The sequence below is a fragment of the Dietzia natronolimnaea genome (assembly GCF_002289575.1).
Lineage (GTDB): Bacteria > Actinomycetota > Actinomycetes > Mycobacteriales > Mycobacteriaceae > Dietzia > Dietzia natronolimnaea_A.
On sequence record NZ_NTGA01000013.1, the window covers coordinates 45,800 to 63,857 of the forward strand.

The 18,058-nt window shown below is 72.0% G+C and carries 16 protein-coding genes; 10 read left to right on the forward strand and 6 right to left on the reverse strand.

Annotation, left to right across the window (positions count from 1 at the left end):
* The first annotated feature begins 139 nt into the window (after positions 1-139).
* Entirely contained in the window at positions 140-1,927 is a 1,788-nt protein-coding gene (locus CEY15_RS06965; RefSeq protein ID WP_095717830.1) for an acetyl/propionyl/methylcrotonyl-CoA carboxylase subunit alpha, read from the forward strand.
* Positions 1,928-2,054: 127 nt separating this feature from the next.
* Here CEY15_RS06965 and CEY15_RS06970 read toward each other — a convergent pair whose 3' ends face one another.
* Positions 2,055-3,830 (reverse strand): glycerol-3-phosphate dehydrogenase/oxidase, encoded by a 1,776-nt coding sequence (locus CEY15_RS06970; protein WP_095717831.1) that lies wholly within the window; start codon positions 3,828-3,830, stop codon positions 2,055-2,057.
* Between the two features lie 79 nt (positions 3,831-3,909).
* Between CEY15_RS06970 and glpK the strand changes: the two genes are divergently transcribed.
* A complete protein-coding gene (gene glpK / locus CEY15_RS06975; RefSeq protein ID WP_095717832.1) occupies positions 3,910-5,469 on the forward strand; it encodes a glycerol kinase GlpK in 1,560 nt (519 codons plus the stop codon).
* A 16-nt stretch (positions 5,470-5,485) separates the two neighbouring features.
* Here the strand turns inward: glpK and CEY15_RS06980 are convergent, their stop codons facing one another.
* From CEY15_RS06980 to CEY15_RS06995, 4 genes are all read right to left on the reverse strand, one after another.
* A complete protein-coding gene (locus tag CEY15_RS06980) occupies positions 5,486-6,559 on the reverse strand; it encodes an ABC transporter ATP-binding protein (protein ID WP_095717833.1) in 1,074 nt (357 codons plus the stop codon).
* The gene (locus CEY15_RS06985) at positions 6,556-8,160 is read right to left on the reverse strand and encodes an ABC transporter permease (RefSeq protein ID WP_245847356.1); all 1,605 of its coding nucleotides are present in this window, start codon (positions 8,158-8,160) and stop codon (positions 6,556-6,558) included. The genes CEY15_RS06980 and CEY15_RS06985 overlap by 4 nt, the downstream gene beginning before the upstream one ends.
* Positions 8,161-8,215: 55 nt before the next feature.
* Entirely contained in the window at positions 8,216-9,241 is a 1,026-nt protein-coding gene (locus CEY15_RS06990; protein WP_095717835.1) for an iron ABC transporter substrate-binding protein, read from the reverse strand.
* Between the two features lie 99 nt (positions 9,242-9,340).
* The gene (locus CEY15_RS06995; protein WP_017836661.1) at positions 9,341-10,747 is read right to left on the reverse strand and encodes an NAD(P)H-quinone dehydrogenase; all 1,407 of its coding nucleotides are present in this window, start codon (positions 10,745-10,747) and stop codon (positions 9,341-9,343) included.
* A gap of 152 nt (positions 10,748-10,899) precedes the next feature.
* On the opposite strand from CEY15_RS06995, the gene CEY15_RS07000 reads away from it, so the two are divergent.
* From CEY15_RS07000 to CEY15_RS07010, 3 genes are read left to right on the forward strand one after another with little or no spacing between them, the layout of a single operon-like run.
* On the forward strand, positions 10,900-11,436 hold the full coding sequence (locus tag CEY15_RS07000; protein ID WP_017836662.1) for a gamma-glutamylcyclotransferase family protein: 537 nt from the start codon (positions 10,900-10,902) through the stop codon (positions 11,434-11,436).
* A complete protein-coding gene (locus CEY15_RS07005; protein ID WP_428844187.1) occupies positions 11,384-12,292 on the forward strand; it encodes a purine-nucleoside phosphorylase in 909 nt (302 codons plus the stop codon). Before CEY15_RS07000 ends, CEY15_RS07005 begins: the two co-directional genes overlap by 53 nt.
* A gap of 24 nt (positions 12,293-12,316) precedes the next feature.
* Entirely contained in the window at positions 12,317-13,807 is a 1,491-nt protein-coding gene (locus tag CEY15_RS07010; protein ID WP_095717837.1) for a phospho-sugar mutase, read from the forward strand.
* A 48-nt stretch (positions 13,808-13,855) separates the two neighbouring features.
* Here the strand turns inward: CEY15_RS07010 and upp are convergent, their stop codons facing one another.
* A complete protein-coding gene (gene upp / locus CEY15_RS07015) occupies positions 13,856-14,479 on the reverse strand; it encodes a uracil phosphoribosyltransferase (protein ID WP_017836665.1) in 624 nt (207 codons plus the stop codon).
* Positions 14,480-14,572: 93 nt separating this feature from the next.
* Here upp and CEY15_RS07020 point away from each other — a divergent pair, with 93 nt between their 5' ends.
* From CEY15_RS07020 to CEY15_RS07040, 5 genes are read left to right on the forward strand one after another with little or no spacing between them, the layout of a single operon-like run.
* Positions 14,573-14,935, forward strand: coding sequence for a type VII secretion target (locus CEY15_RS07020; protein ID WP_238556279.1), 363 nt, complete (start codon positions 14,573-14,575; stop codon positions 14,933-14,935).
* Positions 14,932-16,089, forward strand: coding sequence for a C40 family peptidase (locus CEY15_RS07025; RefSeq protein ID WP_095717838.1), 1,158 nt, complete (start codon positions 14,932-14,934; stop codon positions 16,087-16,089). The genes CEY15_RS07020 and CEY15_RS07025 overlap by 4 nt, the downstream gene beginning before the upstream one ends.
* Complete coding sequence (locus CEY15_RS07030) at positions 16,089-16,364, forward strand: hypothetical protein (RefSeq protein ID WP_095717839.1); 276 nt, start codon at positions 16,089-16,091, stop codon at positions 16,362-16,364. Before CEY15_RS07025 ends, CEY15_RS07030 begins: the two co-directional genes overlap by 1 nt.
* The gene (locus tag CEY15_RS07035; RefSeq protein ID WP_017836669.1) at positions 16,361-16,753 is read left to right on the forward strand and encodes a hypothetical protein; all 393 of its coding nucleotides are present in this window, start codon (positions 16,361-16,363) and stop codon (positions 16,751-16,753) included. Before CEY15_RS07030 ends, CEY15_RS07035 begins: the two co-directional genes overlap by 4 nt.
* Positions 16,754-16,777: 24 nt before the next feature.
* Positions 16,778-17,998, forward strand: coding sequence for a hypothetical protein (locus tag CEY15_RS07040; protein WP_031264832.1), 1,221 nt, complete (start codon positions 16,778-16,780; stop codon positions 17,996-17,998).
* The last annotated feature ends 60 nt before the right edge of the window (positions 17,999-18,058 follow it).

Genomic DNA, 18,058 nt, shown 5'->3' on the forward strand with positions numbered 1-18,058 from the left:
CGAAGCACCCGGCCCCACGGGGCAGCTCACGGACCCCCAATCCCACACATGAGGGGGGCCTCTCATTAGACTGCTGAAGAATATCGGTCCCCCACCGGGCGCACCGGTCTAAGAGACGTCCATCACCAGGAGGCCCTGAGTGCCCAGTCATGCCAGCTCTCACATCACCAAGGTCCTCGTCGCCAACCGCGGCGAGATCGCCGTCCGTGTGATCCGCGCGGCGAAGGACGCCGGCCTGGCCAGCGTGGCCGTGTACGCCGAGCCCGACGCCGACGCCCTCTTCGTCAAGCTGGCGGACGAGGCCTTCGCCCTGGGAGGCACCACCTCCGCGGAGTCCTACCTGGTCTTCGACAAGATCCTCGACGCCGCCGCCAAGTCCGGCGCCGACGCCATCCACCCCGGGTACGGCTTCCTCTCCGAGAACGCCGACTTCGCGCAGGCCGTCATCGACGCCGGCCTGATCTGGATCGGCCCCCCGCCGAGCGCCATCCGCGACCTCGGCGACAAGGTCACCGCGCGGCACATCGCCGAGCGGGCCAATGCGCCGATGGCGGCCGGAACCAAGGACCCCGTCGCCAATGCCGACGAGGTCGTGAAGTTCGCGGAGCAGTACGGCCTGCCCATCGCCATCAAGGCCGCCTTCGGCGGTGGCGGGCGCGGGATGAAGGTCGCCCACGAGATGTCGGAGGTCGCCGAGCTCTTCGACTCGGCCACTCGTGAGGCCACCGCCGCCTTCGGCCGCGGCGAGTGCTTTGTCGAGCAGTACCTCGACAAGGCCCGCCACGTCGAGGCGCAGGTGCTCGCCGACCAGCACGGCAACGTCGTCGTGGCCGGTACCCGCGACTGCTCCCTCCAGCGCCGCTTCCAGAAGCTCGTCGAGGAGGCCCCCGCCCCGTTCCTCACCGACGAGCAGCGCAAGCGGATCCACGACTCCGCCAAGGCCATCTGCAAGGAGGCCGGCTACTACGGCGCCGGCACCGTGGAATACATGGTCCAGGGCGACACCATCTCCTTCCTCGAGGTCAACACCCGGCTCCAGGTGGAGCACCCGGTGACCGAGGAGACGGCGGGCATCGACCTGGTCCTCCAGCAGTTCAAGATCGCCGAGGGCGAGGTCCTCGAGTTCACCGAGGACCCGACCCCGCGCGGCCACGCGTTCGAGTTCCGCATCAACGGTGAGGACGCCGGCCGTGGCTTCCTGCCCGCCCCCGGCACCATCACGACCTACCACGAGCCCAGTGGGCCGGGCGTCCGCGTCGACTCTGGCGTCGAGCAGGGCGACACCATCGGCGGAAAGTTCGACTCGATGCTCGCGAAGCTCATCGTCTGGGGCGAGGACCGCGACCAGGCGCTGGCACGGTCGGCCCGCGCGCTCGCCGAGTACACGGTCGAGGGCATGGCCACCGTCATCCCGTTCCACTCCCACGTCGTCGCCAACCCCGCTTTCGTGGGTGACGGAAAGGGCTTCGACGTCTACACCAAGTGGATCGAGGAGGAGTGGGACAACCCGATCGAGCCGTGGAGCGCCACCGGCGCCCCCGCCGACGATGACGAGCCGGTCGAGCGGAAGAAGGTCGTCGTCGAGGTGGACGGCCGCCGCGTCGAGGTCTCGCTACCCGGCGACCTCGCCTTCGGCGGATCCCACAACGGGGGCACCGTCCGCCGCAAGGCCAAGGCACGGACCCGTGGTGGCGCCGCCGGTGCCGCCGCCTCCGGGGACGCCGTCTCCGCACCGATGCAGGGCACCGTGGTCAAGGTGGCCGTCGAGGAGGGCCAGGAGGTCAAGACCGGCGAGCTCATCGCCGTCCTCGAGGCCATGAAGATGGAGAACCCGGTCACCGCGCACAAGGACGGCGTCGTCACCGACCTGTCCGTGGACGCCGGTGCCGCGGTCACCCAGGGCACGGTGCTCTGCGAGATCAAGTGATCCGCTGACCCCACACAACTGAGACGACGGCGCCGCCCATCCGGGCGGCGCCGTCGTCTCATGTTGGGGGGCGCCGTCACGGCCCGCCCCTCCTCCCCGCCCCTCCCCCGTAGGGTTCGTGCCCCGGTCAGCCCGGGTGGTCGACCACCGGTTCGGCGACGGCGGGATCGACGGCCGCCTCCACGAGGAACTCGCGGATCTCGGGGACGCCGCGAAGGAAGTGATCCGCCTCGTCGTCGGACTCCGTCACCTGGCTGGCCCGCTCGGCCTCGACCCGCTGCTCGAACATCCGTACCTCCCGCTCGACGCGGTCGGCATCCCAGTCCAGCACTCCCGCCATGAGTTGGGCGACCTCGCGGGCGCACGCCACGCCTCCGTGCTGGTACTCCATCGAGATCCGGGTCCGGCGGACCAGGACGTCCTCCAGGTGCAGCGCGGCCTCCGCGAGCGCGGCGTAGACCACCTCCACCCGCAGGTAGCGCTCGGCGCCGCCGAGGGTCTCCAACAGGTCCGGGCGGTCCGCGGCCAGGTCGAGCACGTCCTCGAGGCGCGAACCGTACCGGCCGAGCAGGTGCTGGACCTGTTCCTCCCTGATCTCGTAGTGGTCCGCTATCCGGTCCGCGCGGTTGACCATCGCCGGGTAGCCGTCGGCACCGAGGAGCGGGATGTGATCGGTGGTCGAGGCCGGAACGGTCTCCGCGCGCTCGGGCCCCAACTCGGCCACTGCGGCGTCGACCGCATCCGCCGCCATGACCCGGTAGGTGGTGTACTTGCCGCCCGCCACCACCACGGCCCCGGGCGCGGCGCGCATCACCGCGTGTTCGCGTGAGAGCTTGGCGGTCGAGTCGGCCCCGCCCGACAGCAGGGGACGCAGTCCCGCGTACACGCCGCGGACGTCGTCCCGACCGATCGGGGTGGTGAGAACGGCGTTGACGTGTCCGAGGATGTAGTCGATGTCCGCCCCCGTCGCCGCCGGGTGGGCCAGGTCGAGTTGCCAGTCGGTGTCGGTCGTGCCGATGATCCAGTACTCACCCCAGGGGATCACGAAGAGCACGGATTTCTCGGTCCGCAGGATCAGGGCCGCCTCGGAGTCGACCTTGTCGCGGTCCACCACGATGTGGACCCCCTTCGAGGCACGGACCGTGAAGCCGCCCACCTCCCCCAGCATCTTCTGCAGATGGTCCGTCCACACCCCGGCCGCGTTGAGCACGACCTCGGCGCGGACATCGGTCTCCGCTCCGGTCTCGGCGTCCCGGACCCGGACCCCGGTCACCCGGTCGCCGTCCCGCAGGTACCCGATCACCTGCGTGGAGTTGGCGACCACCGCTCCGTGGAGCGCCGCGGTCCGGGCGAGGGTGAGGGTGTGACGGGCGTCGTCGACCAGGGTGTCCCAGTACCGGATGCCACCCACCACGATGTCCTCGCGCAGGCCGGGGGCCACCCGGTGCGCACCCGCACGGCTGTAGTGCTTCTGCGGCGGGACGCTCTTGGCGCCGCCCATGAGGTCATAGAGGACGAATCCCGCGGCCATGTAGGGCCGTTCCCAGAACCGGCGGGTGAGCGGGAAGAGGAACTTCAGGGGCTTGACCAGGTGCGGGGCGAGCCGGGTCATGCTCAGCTCGCGTTCGTGGAGGGCCTCCGCGACGAGCCCGAAGTCGAGTTGCTCCAGGTACCGGAGCCCCCCGTGGAACATCTTGGAGCTGCGCGAGGAGGTACCGGCGGCGAAGTCGCGCGCCTCCACCACCGCCACGCTCAGGCCGCGGGTCGCCGCGTCGACGGCGCTGCCGGTGCCCACCACGCCACCGCCCACGATCACGAGGTCGAAGGACTCCTCAGAGAGCTTCCGCCACGCCTCGGCCCGGCGTTCCGGGCCGAGTACGGACCGAGATCTGTTCGTGGGCATCGTGCTCCCTCCGGGGCCGGGTATCGGATTCCGGCCGGTCGCGCCCGACTCTACGCCCGGCCGGACGTAGTCTGGCGACGTGACGCGTAACACCTTCATCCTCGCGATCGACCAGGGGACCACGTCCTCGCGGGCCATTCTCTTCGACCAGGACGGTCTCCCGGTGCCCGCGGCGACCGCCCAGGTCGAGCACCGGCAGATCCTGCCCCGGGCCGGATGGGTGGAACACGACCCGCTGGAGATCTGGGAGAACGTGCGCACCACCATGGCCCAGGTGGCCGGCCACGCCGATCTCGAGCCGGCGCTGGTGAGCGCGATCGGGATCACCAACCAGCGGGAGACCGTGGTGGTGTGGGAGCGGGAGACCGGCGAACCGGTCTACAACGCGATCGTCTGGCAGGACACCCGTACCTCCGGGATCTGTTCCCGGCTGGCCGCGGCACACCCGGACGGGGACGACCGGTTCCGGGCCGCCACCGGCCTGCCCCTGTCCACGTACTTCGCGGGTCCGAAGATCCGGTGGATCCTCGATCACCTCGATTCCGAGGGCCGGCGGGGCACGGAGCGGGCCGAGGCCGGAGAGCTGCTGGCCGGGACCATCGACTCGTGGCTGGTGTGGAACCTGACCGGCGGCCGCCGCGGCGGCACCGACGGCGAACCGGCTCTGCACGTCACCGACGTCACCAACGCCTCGCGGACCCTGCTCATGGACCTGCGGACCCTGGAGTGGTGTGACGAGCTCTGCCGCGAGATCGGGGTGCCGCGGGCGATGCTGCCCGACATCGTGCCGTCCTCGGGGGTGATCGGTCAGGTGACCGAGCGGCGCATGTTCGGCGGCACCCCCATCGCGGGGATCCTCGGTGATCAGCAGGCCGCCATGTTCGGCCAGACCTGCTTCGACCCCGGTGATGCCAAGAACACCTACGGGACCGGCGCTTTCCTGCTCCTCAACACCGGCACCACCCCGCAGTTCAGCGACAACGGGCTGCTCACCACCGTCTGTTACCAACTCGGGGACGCCGACCCCGTGTACGCCCTGGAGGGCTCCGTGGCGGTGGCGGGCTCGCTGGTGCAGTGGCTACGGGACAACCTCGGGGTGATCTCGAGTGCCGAGGAGACCGAGGATCTCGCCAGATCCCTCGACGACAACGGCGACTGCTACCTCGTGCCGGCGTTCTCCGGGCTCCTCGCCCCGCGGTGGCGTCCGGACGCACGCGGGACGCTGGTGGGACTGACCCGGTTCCACACGCGGGCGCACCTGGCGCGGGCCGCGCTCGAGGCCACGGCGTTCCAGTCCCGCGAGATGACCGATGCGATGGCCGCCGATGCCGGTGAGACCGCCGACGCGCTGCGCGTCGACGGCGGGATGGTGGTCAACGACTACCTGATGCAGTTCCAGGCCGACATCCTGGGCATCGACGTGATCCGGCCCGAGGTCACCGAGACCACCGCGCTGGGCGCCGCGTTCGCCGCGGGTCTCGCGGTGGGTCAGTGGGACTCCCCCGACCGGCTCCGCGAGTTGTGGCGGGAGGACCGGCGATGGGAACCGCGGATGGCCGAGGACGAGCGCGCGCGCCTGTGGGGCCGGTGGAACGACGCCGTCGAACGGACCCTGGGATGGGCGGCCACGGAGAGCTGATCACACACAGAGCTGATCAGCCGGGGGTCGGCGGCCCGGCGTGGAAGACGGCGGGCCGCGAGGGCGTCACCTCCACCCGGTCACCCACCTCGACGATCCCGCCACCCGAGACCGGGACCGCGAAGCTCTGCCCGGTCCCGTCGAAGCGCATCCGGACGAGGGTCGACGCGCCGACGAACTCCACGCCCGTACACACTCCGTGGCCCTCTGATCCGACCCGTCGGACCGATAGGCTCTCGGGGCGCCACAGGACGGTTCCGTCGCCGTTCGCGGGCGAATCGAGCGGGACGGTGCCGATGATGGTCTGCGCGACCTCGCCGCCCGCGGTAGCCGGGAGCAGGACGACCTCGCCCGCCAACTGGGCGACCTCACGGCTCACCGGGTGATGGTAGAGCCGCTCGGGCGTGTCGACCTGCGCGAGGCGACCGTCGATGAGCACCGCCACCCGGTCAGCCGTGGCCAGCGCCTCGGCGCGGTCGTGGGTGACGAGGACGGACGTCGCGCCGGACTCCGCGAGCAGGGCCGAGACCTCCGCACGGACACGCCCCCGCAGAGCGGCGTCGAGAGCGCTGAACGGTTCGTCCAGGAGGATCAGCCCCGAGCCCGGGGCGAGCGCACGTGCCAGTGCGACCCGTTGTTGCTGACCGCCGGACAGCTGGGAGGGACGGGCATCGGCACGGTCCGCCAGTCCGACGAGGTCGAGGACCTCGCGGACCCGGCCGGCGCGCTCGGCGCGGCTACGCCACCGTGCCACCGGATCGACCGGTACGAGTCCGAAACCGACGTTCCGGGCCACCGACAGGTGCGGGAACAGGGCGCCCTGCTGGGGGACGAGACCGATCCCGCGGTGTTGCGCGGGCAGGTGGTCGACCCTGCGACCGTCGACGAGGACGCGTCCCGCCGAGATCGGGTGCAGCCCGGCGATCATGCGCAGGACGGTCGTCTTGCCCGAACCGGACGCGCCGAGAACGGCCAACGCCTCACCCGAGCCCACGATCAGGTCGAGGTCCCGGACGACGGTGGCGCCGCCGTACCCGCCCGCGACCCCCGAGAGCTCGAGCACGCCGCCTGGACGCCTGCTGCCCGTCATGCGGCACTCACCTGTGTCTCCCTCGCTTGTGTCTCCTCCGCCTGTGTCTCCTCCGCCTGTGTCTCCTCAGACCGAGCCGAGAGTGCGGTCCGTACCGGGACGCCCCGCCCGGAACCGCCCGCGCCCCACCCGAAGGACCTGCCGAGCACCACGGCGGGGATCACGGCCACGGCCACCAGCATCGCGGCGTACGGGGCGGCCTGCGAGTAGGCCGCCACCTCGGTGTGAGCCCACATCGCGGAGGCCAGTGTCTCGGTTCCGGTGGGGCGCAGCAGGAGGGTGGCGGGCAGTTCCTTGGCCACGCTGAGGAACACCAGGCTCGCCCCGGCGAGAACGCCCGGCAGCGACAGCGGTGCGACCACGCGGAGGAAGGTCCGGAACCGACCGGACCCCAGCGCCCCCGAGGCGTCCTCGAGAGCGGTCGGTATCGCGCCGATCGCGGACCGGACCACACCCACGGCGAGAGGGAGGAACAGCACCACGTACCCGAACACCAGCAGGGGGAGCTGTTGGTACAGGCCGGGAACCAACCGGATCCCCACGAAGACCACCGCCAGTCCGACCGTGATCCCGGGCAGGGCGAAGCCGATCTGGGCGACGGCCTCGGTGGTCCGGGCGAGCGGGCCGTTCGACCGAGCCGCGAGTATGCCGATGGGCAGGGCCAGCACGATCGTCACCAGCGCCGCGATGCCGGACACGCCCGCGGTGGTGGCCGCGGCCGCGAAGACGGGACCCCACGAGACGTCGACCTCGGCGGCGGCCCGCACCCACCGGACCAGGCCGACGAGCGGGGCGAGCACGCCACCGGCCAGGACGACCCCCACCACCAGGAGCGCCGGCGGCATGTGCCGTCCGAGCCGGACCCGGTCCGGGAGAGAGTCCACCCCGGCGCCGACTCTCGCCACCTCGCCCCGCCGAGCCCGCCGCTCTCCCACCATCACCACGAGCGCCACCAGGATGAGCACACAGGCCAGGACCGCCGCGGGCACCCTGTCGAACGAGGCCCGGTAGCTGTGGTAGATCCCGACGGTGAACGCGTCGTACCGCAGCATCGCCACCGCCCCGAAGTCGGAGAGGGTGTACAGGGCCACCAGCAGCGCCCCGGCCGCGACCGCGGGCCGGATCTGACGCAACGTCACGCCGAGCACGGCCCTGAGCGACCCGCGCCCCAGGGTCCTGGCCACCTCCTCCAGACCCGGATCGACGGTCCGCAGTGCCGCGGCGGCGGGGAGGTAGACGTACGGGTAACACGAGATCGTCAGCACGATGACCGATCCGGTCAGCCCCAGGACCTGGGGGAAGTCCGCGACCCACAGGTAGCCGAGGACGTAGGAGGGCATCGCCAGCGGCACGCAGAGCAGCGCTCCGACGACCGGGGCCCCGGGGAGGTCCGTCCGCACCGTCAACCACGCCAGGGTCACGCCCACCACCACGCTCGCCGCGGTGACCAGGACCACCAGCACGACGGTGTTGACCAGCAGTTCGGCGGACCGACCGGACCGGACCACCTCGAAGGCGTAGGCCGGGCCGCGCTCCCCCGCGCGGATGATCAGGTAGACCAACGGGATGAGGGCCGCGGAGCACGCCACAGTGGCGGCCACCCCGAGGAGGGGGCGGCCGCCACGGAGACGGGAACGGACGTCTATGACGAACCTGTCAGATCATGCCCACGCGAGTGAGCATCTGCTGGGTCTGCTCGAGACCGTCCAGGTCACCGAGGTCGATATCGGGACCGCCGAGGGTCTCGAAGGGGGGCAGTCCGACGGCGTCCGAGGTGATCCCCGGCACGACCGGGTATTCGCTGGACTCCTCGAGGAAGTAGAGCTGGGCCTGCTCGCCGAGGAGTTCCTGCACCACCCGGAGGGCGTCTTCCTGTCGGTCGGACGAGGCGAGCACGCCGACTCCGGCCACGTTGACCAGAGCTCCGGGATCGCCTTGCGTCAGGTAGTGCACCCGGGCGCGCATGTTCTCCTCGCCCTTCTCCTGGGCGGTGTTGTACCAGTAGTAGTGATTGGTCAGTCCCAGCTCGACGTCACCGGTGTCGGCCGCCTCGAGGAGCGCGTTGTTGTTGTCGTAGGTCTTCGGTTCGTTGGCCAGGAAGTCGCGGAGCCACTGCTCGGCCGCCTCGTCACCGCGGTCGACCCGTAGACCGGTGACGAACGACTGGAACGAGGCGTTGGTGGGGGCGTACCCGACCTTGCCCCGCCACTCGGGCTCGGTGAGGGCGTCGATGGTGTCCGGGACCTCTGACTCCTCCAGGGCCTCGGAGTCGTAGACCAGGACGCGTGCCCGCAGGCTCGTCGCGACCCACGTCCCGTCGGCGGCCCGGTACTCGGCGGGGACGACGTCGATGGTCGTGTCGTCGAGTTCCGCGAGCAGACCCTCCTTGGACAGCGCGCCGAGCGCGCCGGCGTCCTGGGAGAAGAAGATGTCGGCGGGGCTGGCCTGGCCCTCCTCCGCGATCTGGGCGGCCATCTCGGGGGTGCTCGCGTACCGCACCTCGAGGTCGATACCGGTCCTCTCCCCGATCTGCGCCAACAGCGGGCCGACGAGGTTCTCGCTGCGGCCCGAGTAGACCACCAGCGCATCGGAATCGTCTCCGGCTCCGTCCGTGGTGCAGGCCGCCAGCCCCACCACGAGCGAACCGACGGCGGCGAGCGCGGCCAGGCGGCGTCGCATCATCAGGGTTCCTCCCTCACAGTCCCGGTGTCGCGTCGCCGACACCGGGTGTGAGCTTAGCCTAAACTTATTCGGGGCTTCACCCCGGTCCGCCCTCCCGGATCAGTCCAGGTCGTCGTGCCGCATGAGCTGGCGCGCGGCTTCCGTGATCGACCCGGTCATCGAGGGGTAGACGGAGAACGATCCGGCGAGGTCGCCCACGGTGAGCTGGTTCCGCACGGCCACGGAGACGGGCAGGATGAGCTCGGACGCAGTGGGGGCCACGATCACCCCTCCGATCACCACCCCGGAGGCGGGGCGACAGAAGAGCTTCACGAAGCCGCGGCGGAGGCTGCGCATCTTCGCGCGGGGGTTGCCCGCCAGCGGGAACACCTCGACGCGGGCGGGGACCTCCCCGCTCTCGATCTGCGCGTGGGAGATGCCGACGGTGGCGATCTCGGGTCGGGTGAAGACCGCCGATGCGACGGTGCGGAGTTTGATGGGGCTGACCCCCTCGCCCAGGGCGTGGTACATCGCGATGCGTCCCTGCATGGCCGCCACCGAGGCCAGGGGGAACAGGTCGGTGCAGTCCCCGGCGGCGTAGATCCCGGCGGCGGTGGTGCGGGAGACGCGGTCGACCTTGATGTGCCCGCTGCGCTGGACCTCGATGCCGGCGCTCTCCAACCCCAGGTCACCGGTGTTGGGTACCGAACCCACGCACATCAGGGCATGCGACCCCTTGACGGTCCGGCCGTCGCCCAGTCGGACGATGATCCCGTCCTCGTGGTGCTCGACCGCGTCCGCGCGGGCGTGCTTGACCAGCGCGACGCCGCGCTCGCTGAGCGCCTCCTCGAGCACCAGCGCGGCGTCGGCGTCCTCGTGTGGCAGGACGCGGTCACGGCTGGAGACCATGGTGACCTTGACGCCCATCTCCGTGAACGCGGAGACGAACTCGGCACCGGTCACACCGGACCCCACGACCACCAGATGCGAGGGGAGCTCGGTGAGGTCGTAGAGCTGCCGCCAGGTCAGGATCCGCTCCCCGTCGGGCTCCGCGCCGGAGAGGATGCGCGGATTGGAGCCGGTGGCGAGCAGGACCACGTCCGCGTCGAGGATCTTCTCCTGGCCGTTGTCCAGGGACACCAGGACGCGGTGCGAGGCCATTCCCGGCCGAGAATCGTGCAGCCGCGCGGTCCCCGACAGCAGCCGCACGCCCTCGCGCTGGAGTTGGGACCTGATGTCGGCGGACTGGGCGCGGGCCAGCGACTTGACCCGGCCGTTGACCTGGCCGAGCCGGTAGGCGGTGGGGTCGAAGTGCATCTCGACGCCCATCTCCTCGGCGCGGCGCATGTCCGTGCGCACGCCCGTGGTCGCGATGAACGTCTTGGAGGGCACGCAGTCGGTGAGCACGCAGTTCCCGCCGATCCCCTCGGCGTCCACGATCGTGACGTCCGCACCGTACTGGGCGGCCACCAGGGCGGCCTCGTAACCGGCGGGACCGCCGCCGATGATGATGATGCGCTGCGTCACAGGTGGTCCTCCACGGGTCACGGGGTCGGGGCCGGGCGCCGCGGGCCACTGTGGTGGACCGCGTCGCGTCCGCGGTACACGGTAGTCGAACCGGCGGCACGGGGCCGGAGGACGCCGGGGCCACACCCGGCCGAGGGACTACTCTGGTCGCCGTGCCTCTCTACGCCGCGTACGGGACCAACATGCATCCCGAACAGATGAACGCCCGCGCGCCGCACTCACCGTTCGCCGGAACCGCGTGGCTGCACGGCTGGCGTCTGACCTTCGCGGGCGAGGACCCGACGTGGGAGGGCGCCGTCGCCACGGTGGTCGAGGACCCGGATTCGAGGGTGTTCGTGGTGCTCTACGACGTCCCCGACGACGACGCCCGCGCCCTCGACCGATGGGAGGGCACGGATTCGATACCGGCACGGAAGATCCGGGTCCGCGTCGAACGCCGTCCCGCCGTCCCCCCGGGGCCCCCGGTCGGCGCCCAGGAGTCCGAGTTCGCGGTCGCCTCGCCCTCCCCCGGCCCGGCGGAGGGCACGGAACTGGTCTGGCTGTACGTCATGGACGCCTTCGAAGGGGGCCTGCCGTCGGCGCGGTACCTGGGTCTCCTGGCGGATGCCGCGGAGTGCGCCGGCGCGCCCGACCCCTATGTGCGCGAACTGCGCACCCGGGAATCCCGCAACGTCGGCCCCGGCGCGTAGGGCGCCGGGTACACCCGTGTCCACGCCGCCCCTGCTCTCCCCCACCGCCGACGCCCGCGCGGCCGCGGACGCCGTTGCGCGCGCGAGCGGGCGGCCCGCCCACCGGGCGACCCTCGTCCTCGGTTCCGGCTGGTCCGATGTGGTCGTGGGACTGGCCGACCCCGGAACCGCGGTGGCCATCCCGATGGCCGGGCTGCCCGGGTTCGCGCCACCGTCGGTCGCCGGTCACCGCGGGACGGTGACGAGCTGCCTCGTCGACGGGGTGCCGGTGTTGGCGGTGGCCGGGCGCACCCACCTCTACGAGGGCGTGGGCACCGAGCCCGTGGTCCACCCCGCACACGTCGCGGCCGCGGTCGGCTCCGACGTCCTCGTGCTCACCAACGCCGCCGGCGGTGTCCGGGACGATCTCACGGTGGGTGAGCTCGTGCTGATCCGCGACCACCTCAACCTGACGGGCCGGTCCCCCCTGTCCGGCCCCGCCTTCGTCGACCTCGTGGACGCCTACTCGCCGCGTCTGCGCCACATCGCGGCGGAGGCGCTCCGGGCGGCCACCGGGGCCCGACCGGCCGAGGGCGTCTACGCCGCGATGCCCGGGCCCCAGTACGAGACCCCGGCCGAGATCAGGATGCTGCGCACCCTCGGCGCCGACCTCGTGGGGATGTCGACCGTCCCGGAGACCGTTGCTGCCAGGGGGCTCGGACTGCGGGTGGTAGGGGTGTCACTGGTGACCAATCTCGCCGCCGGGGTCACCGGGCAGCCCCTCGACCACGCCGAGGTCCTGGCCGCGGGGACCGCCGGATCCGGGCGGCTCTCGCGTGCCCTCCGCGCGCTCGTGCCCGCCGCCGCACGGAGCTGAGCAGGACATGCCCGGGAGCGCGCCGTGCCCCTGACCTTCGGCACCGCGGGAGTTCGCGCCCCGATGGGTCCGGGGCCGGAGCGGATGAACGCCGGCACGGTCGCCCTCGTCGCCACCGCCGTCGCCCGCCACGTGCGGACGCAGGAACCCGCCGGGTCGACCGTCATCGTGGGGGGTGACGCCCGGCACGGCTCCGCGGGGTTCGTGGACGTGGTGGCCGCCGTCCTGACCGCGCACGGTCTCGTCGTCGTCGTCCCGGGCTCGCCCGTCCCCACCCCCGTCATCGCGGCGGCCGTGCGGTCCAGGGGCGCGGTCGCCGGACTGATGGTGACGGCCTCACACAACCCCGCCACCGACAACGGGATCAAGGTCTACGGCCCGGACGGAGCGCAGATCGTCCCCCCCACGGACTCCCACATCGAACAGCACCTCAGGACGGCGGAGCGTGAGGGGGTCGGCGTCCCGGAGACCGGCGCGACCGGTGCGCGGGTGGACCCCACGCTCATCGACGACTACGTGGACTCCGTCGTGGCCGGTCTGCCCGCCCCCGCCCGGCCCCCGCGCGTGGCCCTGACCCCCGTGCACGGGGTGGGCGGCGAGATCTGCCGACGCGTCCTGGCCGGGATCGGGGTCGACGACGTGACCCTGGTGCCCGGACAGGAGCGCCCGGATCCGGACTTCCCCACCGTCGAGTCACCCAATCCGGAGCGGCCGGCCACCACCCTGCGCCTCCGGGGGGTCGCGGAGGAGATCGGGGCCGACGTCGCGCTGGCGCTCGATCCGGACGCGGACCGGTGCGCGGTGGGATACCGGGCCCCGGACGGGCGATGGCGGATGCTCGACGGCGACGACACCGGCGGGCTGCTCGCCGACCACCTGCTGACCACCCCGCTCCCCGGATCGGTCCGGGCGTCGGGCTCGAGGTCAGGCGTCCCGGTCGTGGCCTCCACCATCGTGTCGTCGAGACTGCCCTCGCTCCTCGTCCCGGCCCGCGGGGGCCGGCACGTGGAGACGCTCACCGGGTTCAAATGGCTGGTCCGCGCAGCCGATCCCCTGCTCTACGCCTACGAGGAGGCGATCGGCCACTGTGTGCTCCCCCGGGTGGTGGCGGACAAGGACGGCATCTCCGCGGCCGGCGCGTGGTGCGCGATGGTCGGGTCGGCCGGACGGTCGGTCGGGGCGGGGCTCGACGCGCTCGCCGAGGAGTTCGGTGCGCACCTGCGGCACAACGTCGCCCATCCACTCGTCCCCGGCGCCGACCCCGACGCCGCGCTCCGTCGCGCGGCCGAACGGCTGGGCTCGACCGGCACGGTGACCCCGTTGGACGGCACGGACGGTGTCCGCGTGGCGGTCCCGGGCGCCCGGGCGGTGATCCGCCCATCGGGCACCGAGCCCCTGCTCAAGTCCTACGTCGAGGCGTGGACGACACCACGACCGTCGAGGTCCGACCGGGAGGACGCCGGACGACGGCTGACCGCTCTGGCAGATCGCGTCGCCGCCGCCATCACCTCCTGAGGGGCGGGGGCACGGTCAGCGGTAGTCGCAGCTCAGCGGAAGTCCAGCTCAGCGGGGGCCGAACAGGCGGTCGCCCGCGTCGCCGAGCCCGGGGACGATGAAGGCGTCGTCGTCGAGCCGCTCGTCGATGGTCGCGGTGACGAGTCGCGCCGCCAGTCCCGACGACCGCACGGTCTCGATCCCCTCCGGAGCGCACAGGACGCACACCACGGTGACCCCGGTGGCGCCTCGTTCGGCCAGGGTCTCCAAGGTCGAGACCAGCGACCCCCCGGTGGCGAGCATCGGGTCCAGCACGACGACGTGCCGTCCGGCGAGGTCGTCCGGCAGGGAGCACAGATAGGACACCGGGGTGTGGGTCTCCTCGTCGCGCGCCAGGCCCACGAACCCGACCTGCGCGCCCGGGAGCAACCGGGTGGCCGGGTCCAGCAGACCCAGCCCCGCACGCAGGACAGGCACCACGAGCGGGACGCCGTCGACCGCGACCCCCGTCGTCTCGGCCACCGGTGTGGTCACGGGGACCTCGGTGGTCGGGATGGAGCGGAAGGCCTCGTAGCAGAGCATGGTGCCGAGTGCGTCCATCGCCGCCCGGAAGCCGGCGGTGTCGGTGGCGGAGTCGCGCAGCGTGCGGAGCCGGTCTCCGACCAGCGGGTGATCCACGACGATGATGTCCATGCCCGACAGGATTCCACAGCAGGGGAATCCCCGACCGGGCGGAACCGGTGCGGGCCCGCGAGGCGTCGAACCCTGTGACGGGACGAGAAGGCGATGAGGGGCGAGGTAATGGCGGACGGAGCGATCGACGTCCACGTGGACGGACTGCGGGAGCTGGGTACGGGGTTGACCACGTTGGCGGACGCCCTGGGGGGCGTGCTCGGGGCCGTGGACTCGCTGCCCGTGGACGAGGTGGCACCGGTCCTCGGGCCGGTCGGGGCCGACTTCATGTCCGCCCTGCTCGCCGCCACCGCGCGGCATCGCGAGGTGCTCGCCGGGGTGGCGCGGGTGAGCGATGCCGCCGGGCACCTGGTCCTCGAGACCGGCCGGGTGTACGCCGAGTCCGACGTGGCGGGCGCCGAGGCCATCGGGGCGGCCGGGGCCCAGGTGTCCGGGATCGAGGGTCCGGCCCGGTGATCGCCGACGCGCTGGCCTACGCGGGGCCCATCCGGCAGATCCTCGACCTGCTCTCGGCGGAGGAGTTCGTCCCCGAACCGGCTCGGGACGTCATGCGACCGGTGAGCGACGGGCTGGAGGTGGCCCAACGGCTCGGGCCACCGCTCGAACGACTGCTCTCCGAGACGTGGGACTCGCTGGCCTCCCTCGGCGCCGCCCACTCGGTGGCCGAGATCGGTCGCACGGTCGGGGCGCTCGGCGAGTCCGCCGCCGAGATCGCCAGGGTCACCGCCGTGGCGGCGGACATCGTCGTCCGCGGCACCGTCGAGGTGATCGGCATCGTGCAGCAGTTCCTCGCCCGGGCGGCCGCGCTGGGGCCCGCTCTGATGACCCCGCCCGGCCAGGTGGCGCTGCTCGGACTGGCCACCGAGCACCTGGCCCGCGGCATCCAGGTGGCGGAGCGGGTCCAACTCGAACTCAAGGGACCGACCCTCGAGATGCGCGCCATCGCCGCCGGCATCCCCGAGGCCCCGCGCACGCCCGGTGTGATCGCCGACTCGAGCACGGGTGGCGTGATCAACGCCTCGACCGCCGCCCACACGGGTTCCGGGCCGGGCTCACTCGCCGCCACGGGGACCGCGTCGATCGGCGGCGCCGTGTCGGCGGGAGGTGTCGTGTCGGCGGGAGGTGTCGTGTCGGCGGACGGCGCCGTGCCGGCGGGCGGGTCCGACGGTTCCACGGACGTCGCCGGGGGGTCCGCAGGAGCAGGCGTCGTTGGAGGCGGCGTCGACGTGCTCCTGCCCGACGGATCGGTGGCCACCGCCCCCAACGAGCAAGCTGCCGGAGCCGTCCGCAACGCCCTCAGCCAGCAAGGTGTGCCGTACGTGTGGGGCGGGACGACTCCGGGCCAGGGCCTGGACTGCAGCGGCCTGACCCAGTGGGCGTATCGGGACGCCGGGGTGGAGATCCCGCGTCTGGCGCAGGAGCAGGGGGTGGGTGCGCAGGTAGCCGCGTCCGACCTCATGCCGGGCGATCTGGCCGTGTGGGACGGCCACGTCGCGATGTACATCGGCAACGGCCAACTCGTCGAGGCCGGGGACCCCGTGTCGGTGTCGGGGCTGCGCACCGACAACATCGGTATGTCCTTCCACGGGTTCTACCGTCCGACCGGCTGATGGCGCCCGAGACCTGCCGCCACACCGACCCGATGACCGGCGTCGTCGCCGAGGTCGGTACCGACGGCGTGCCGGTGGGTCTGGCCCTGCCCGCCGGGCTGCTCGACCGCCCACCCGCGGATGTCGCGAGGGCGGTGCTGCGCGCCCTCACCGTCGCGGCGGGTGAGGCCCGTGATCTCCTCGACCGGTTGGCAGACGAGGAGTGGGACGGTCAGGAGTGGGACCGGGCGCAGTGGCTGGAGGCGGACGACGAGCCGGACGGGGGGTCGAGGTGAGCGCCGGAGGGCTGGACGTCGACGCCTTCCTCGGCCGCCTCCGCGGGATCGCGGCCGAGTGGGAGTCCGCGCACGACCAACTGGAGTCCCTCCGGGTGGTGGCCTCGAGTCGGGACCGGATCGCGACCGCCACCGCCGATTCCGGTGGCACGGTGATCGACCTGGTACTCGCGACCGGACTCCGCGGGCACGGATGCGATGCGGTGGCGTCCGCCATCCTCGAGGCCACGTCCAGCGCGGTCGTCCAGGCCAACGCCCGGCGGGCCGAACTGGTCTCGGGGTCGGTCGAGCTCGCGGTGACCGCCCGCAGACAGACCGACGGGACCCCGGCCGGCGACCAGTCCCCCATCCCGGCAGGCGACCCGTCGGCGGGCCGTGGCACCGGGTGACTGGCCGTGGATATGCTGACCCGCATGGCCAAGGACATCGTCCCGATCGAGCTCGGTCTCCCTGAAGGAGACGTCACGACCCTCTGGGCACCCAGTTGGCGAGAGGACAACGACGACTGGGAGGCGTTCCTCGGACTCGACGAGGACCTCTACGCCTTCGACTCGACCGCCGAACTCCTCGCCCTGGTCCGGAGCGGCGCGCCACACGACCTCCAGGACCACCCCTCCTGGGCCGAGTTCGCGGCGTCGGACGTCCTGGCGTTCCGTGCGGCCGAGGAGAACTGCTACGACCTCGTCGGAGTACTCGAACTCCTCGGTGAGAACCCCACGGAGTCGTCGGTCGACGAGATCGACCAGGCCTTCGCGATCGCCCGATCGATCGGGGAGGTGTGCGAGCTGGACACGGTCACCAAGTTCTTCAACGGCAACCCGATCCTGGCCGCCGTCACCCGCGGAATGGACGAGTTCTACGGGCGGGACGGGCTGAAACTGTGGAAATCGATCCGCAAGACCGTCGCCAAGGGCTGGGACGACGTACTCGACGCCATCCAAGACGTCATGACCACGCCCGAGGTGCGGCCGAACGAGGTCGACCGCGCACGCGCGGACCTGGACGCCGCCGAGGCCGCGCTCCCCGAACCCGCGCCCGAACCCGAGGCCGCCCCCACCGGCTACCCGGAGGGCTCCCTCTGGGAGACGGTCGGGATCGACCCCGTGAAGATCATCTTCGCCGACCAGGAGTACCTCAGTCTGCGGTGTTACCTCGGCGATCGGCCGGTGTTCCTCGGCGACGGTGACCAGGCGTACGTGTTCACCAGCCCCAGGGGCCTGGCCCGGTACCTGGCGGACAACGACGACGAGACCCTCAGCCACGTGGCGACCTACGAGCGTGTCAAGATCGCGGCGACCGACGGCAGTCTGGACATCCACGTGACCGAGGACAACACCTACGTTCTCGCCGGTCTCGACCGCGATATCGAGGTCGGCCCCGGGATGGTCGACGCCGATCAGCTGGGACTCGCGGTCGAGCTGATCACCGACCTCGCGACCTACGTGGGAGACTCCGGCCTCGAGGCCGCCGTGACCGGCCGGGGGACCGCGTTGCGCCGATTCCTCCACTACGTCCTCAACCCGGACGACACCAGGCTGCTCGAGCCCAGTGCCCCGTTCGACGACGAGGCCGGCGAGTGGCGCGACCTGGTCGACGACGTCGAACGCCTGATGACCACCCCCGACATCGCCTGACCCCTCCCGGGCCGGACCGGACTGGACCGGGCCGGCCCGGACTCGTCGAGAAGAGCGTTT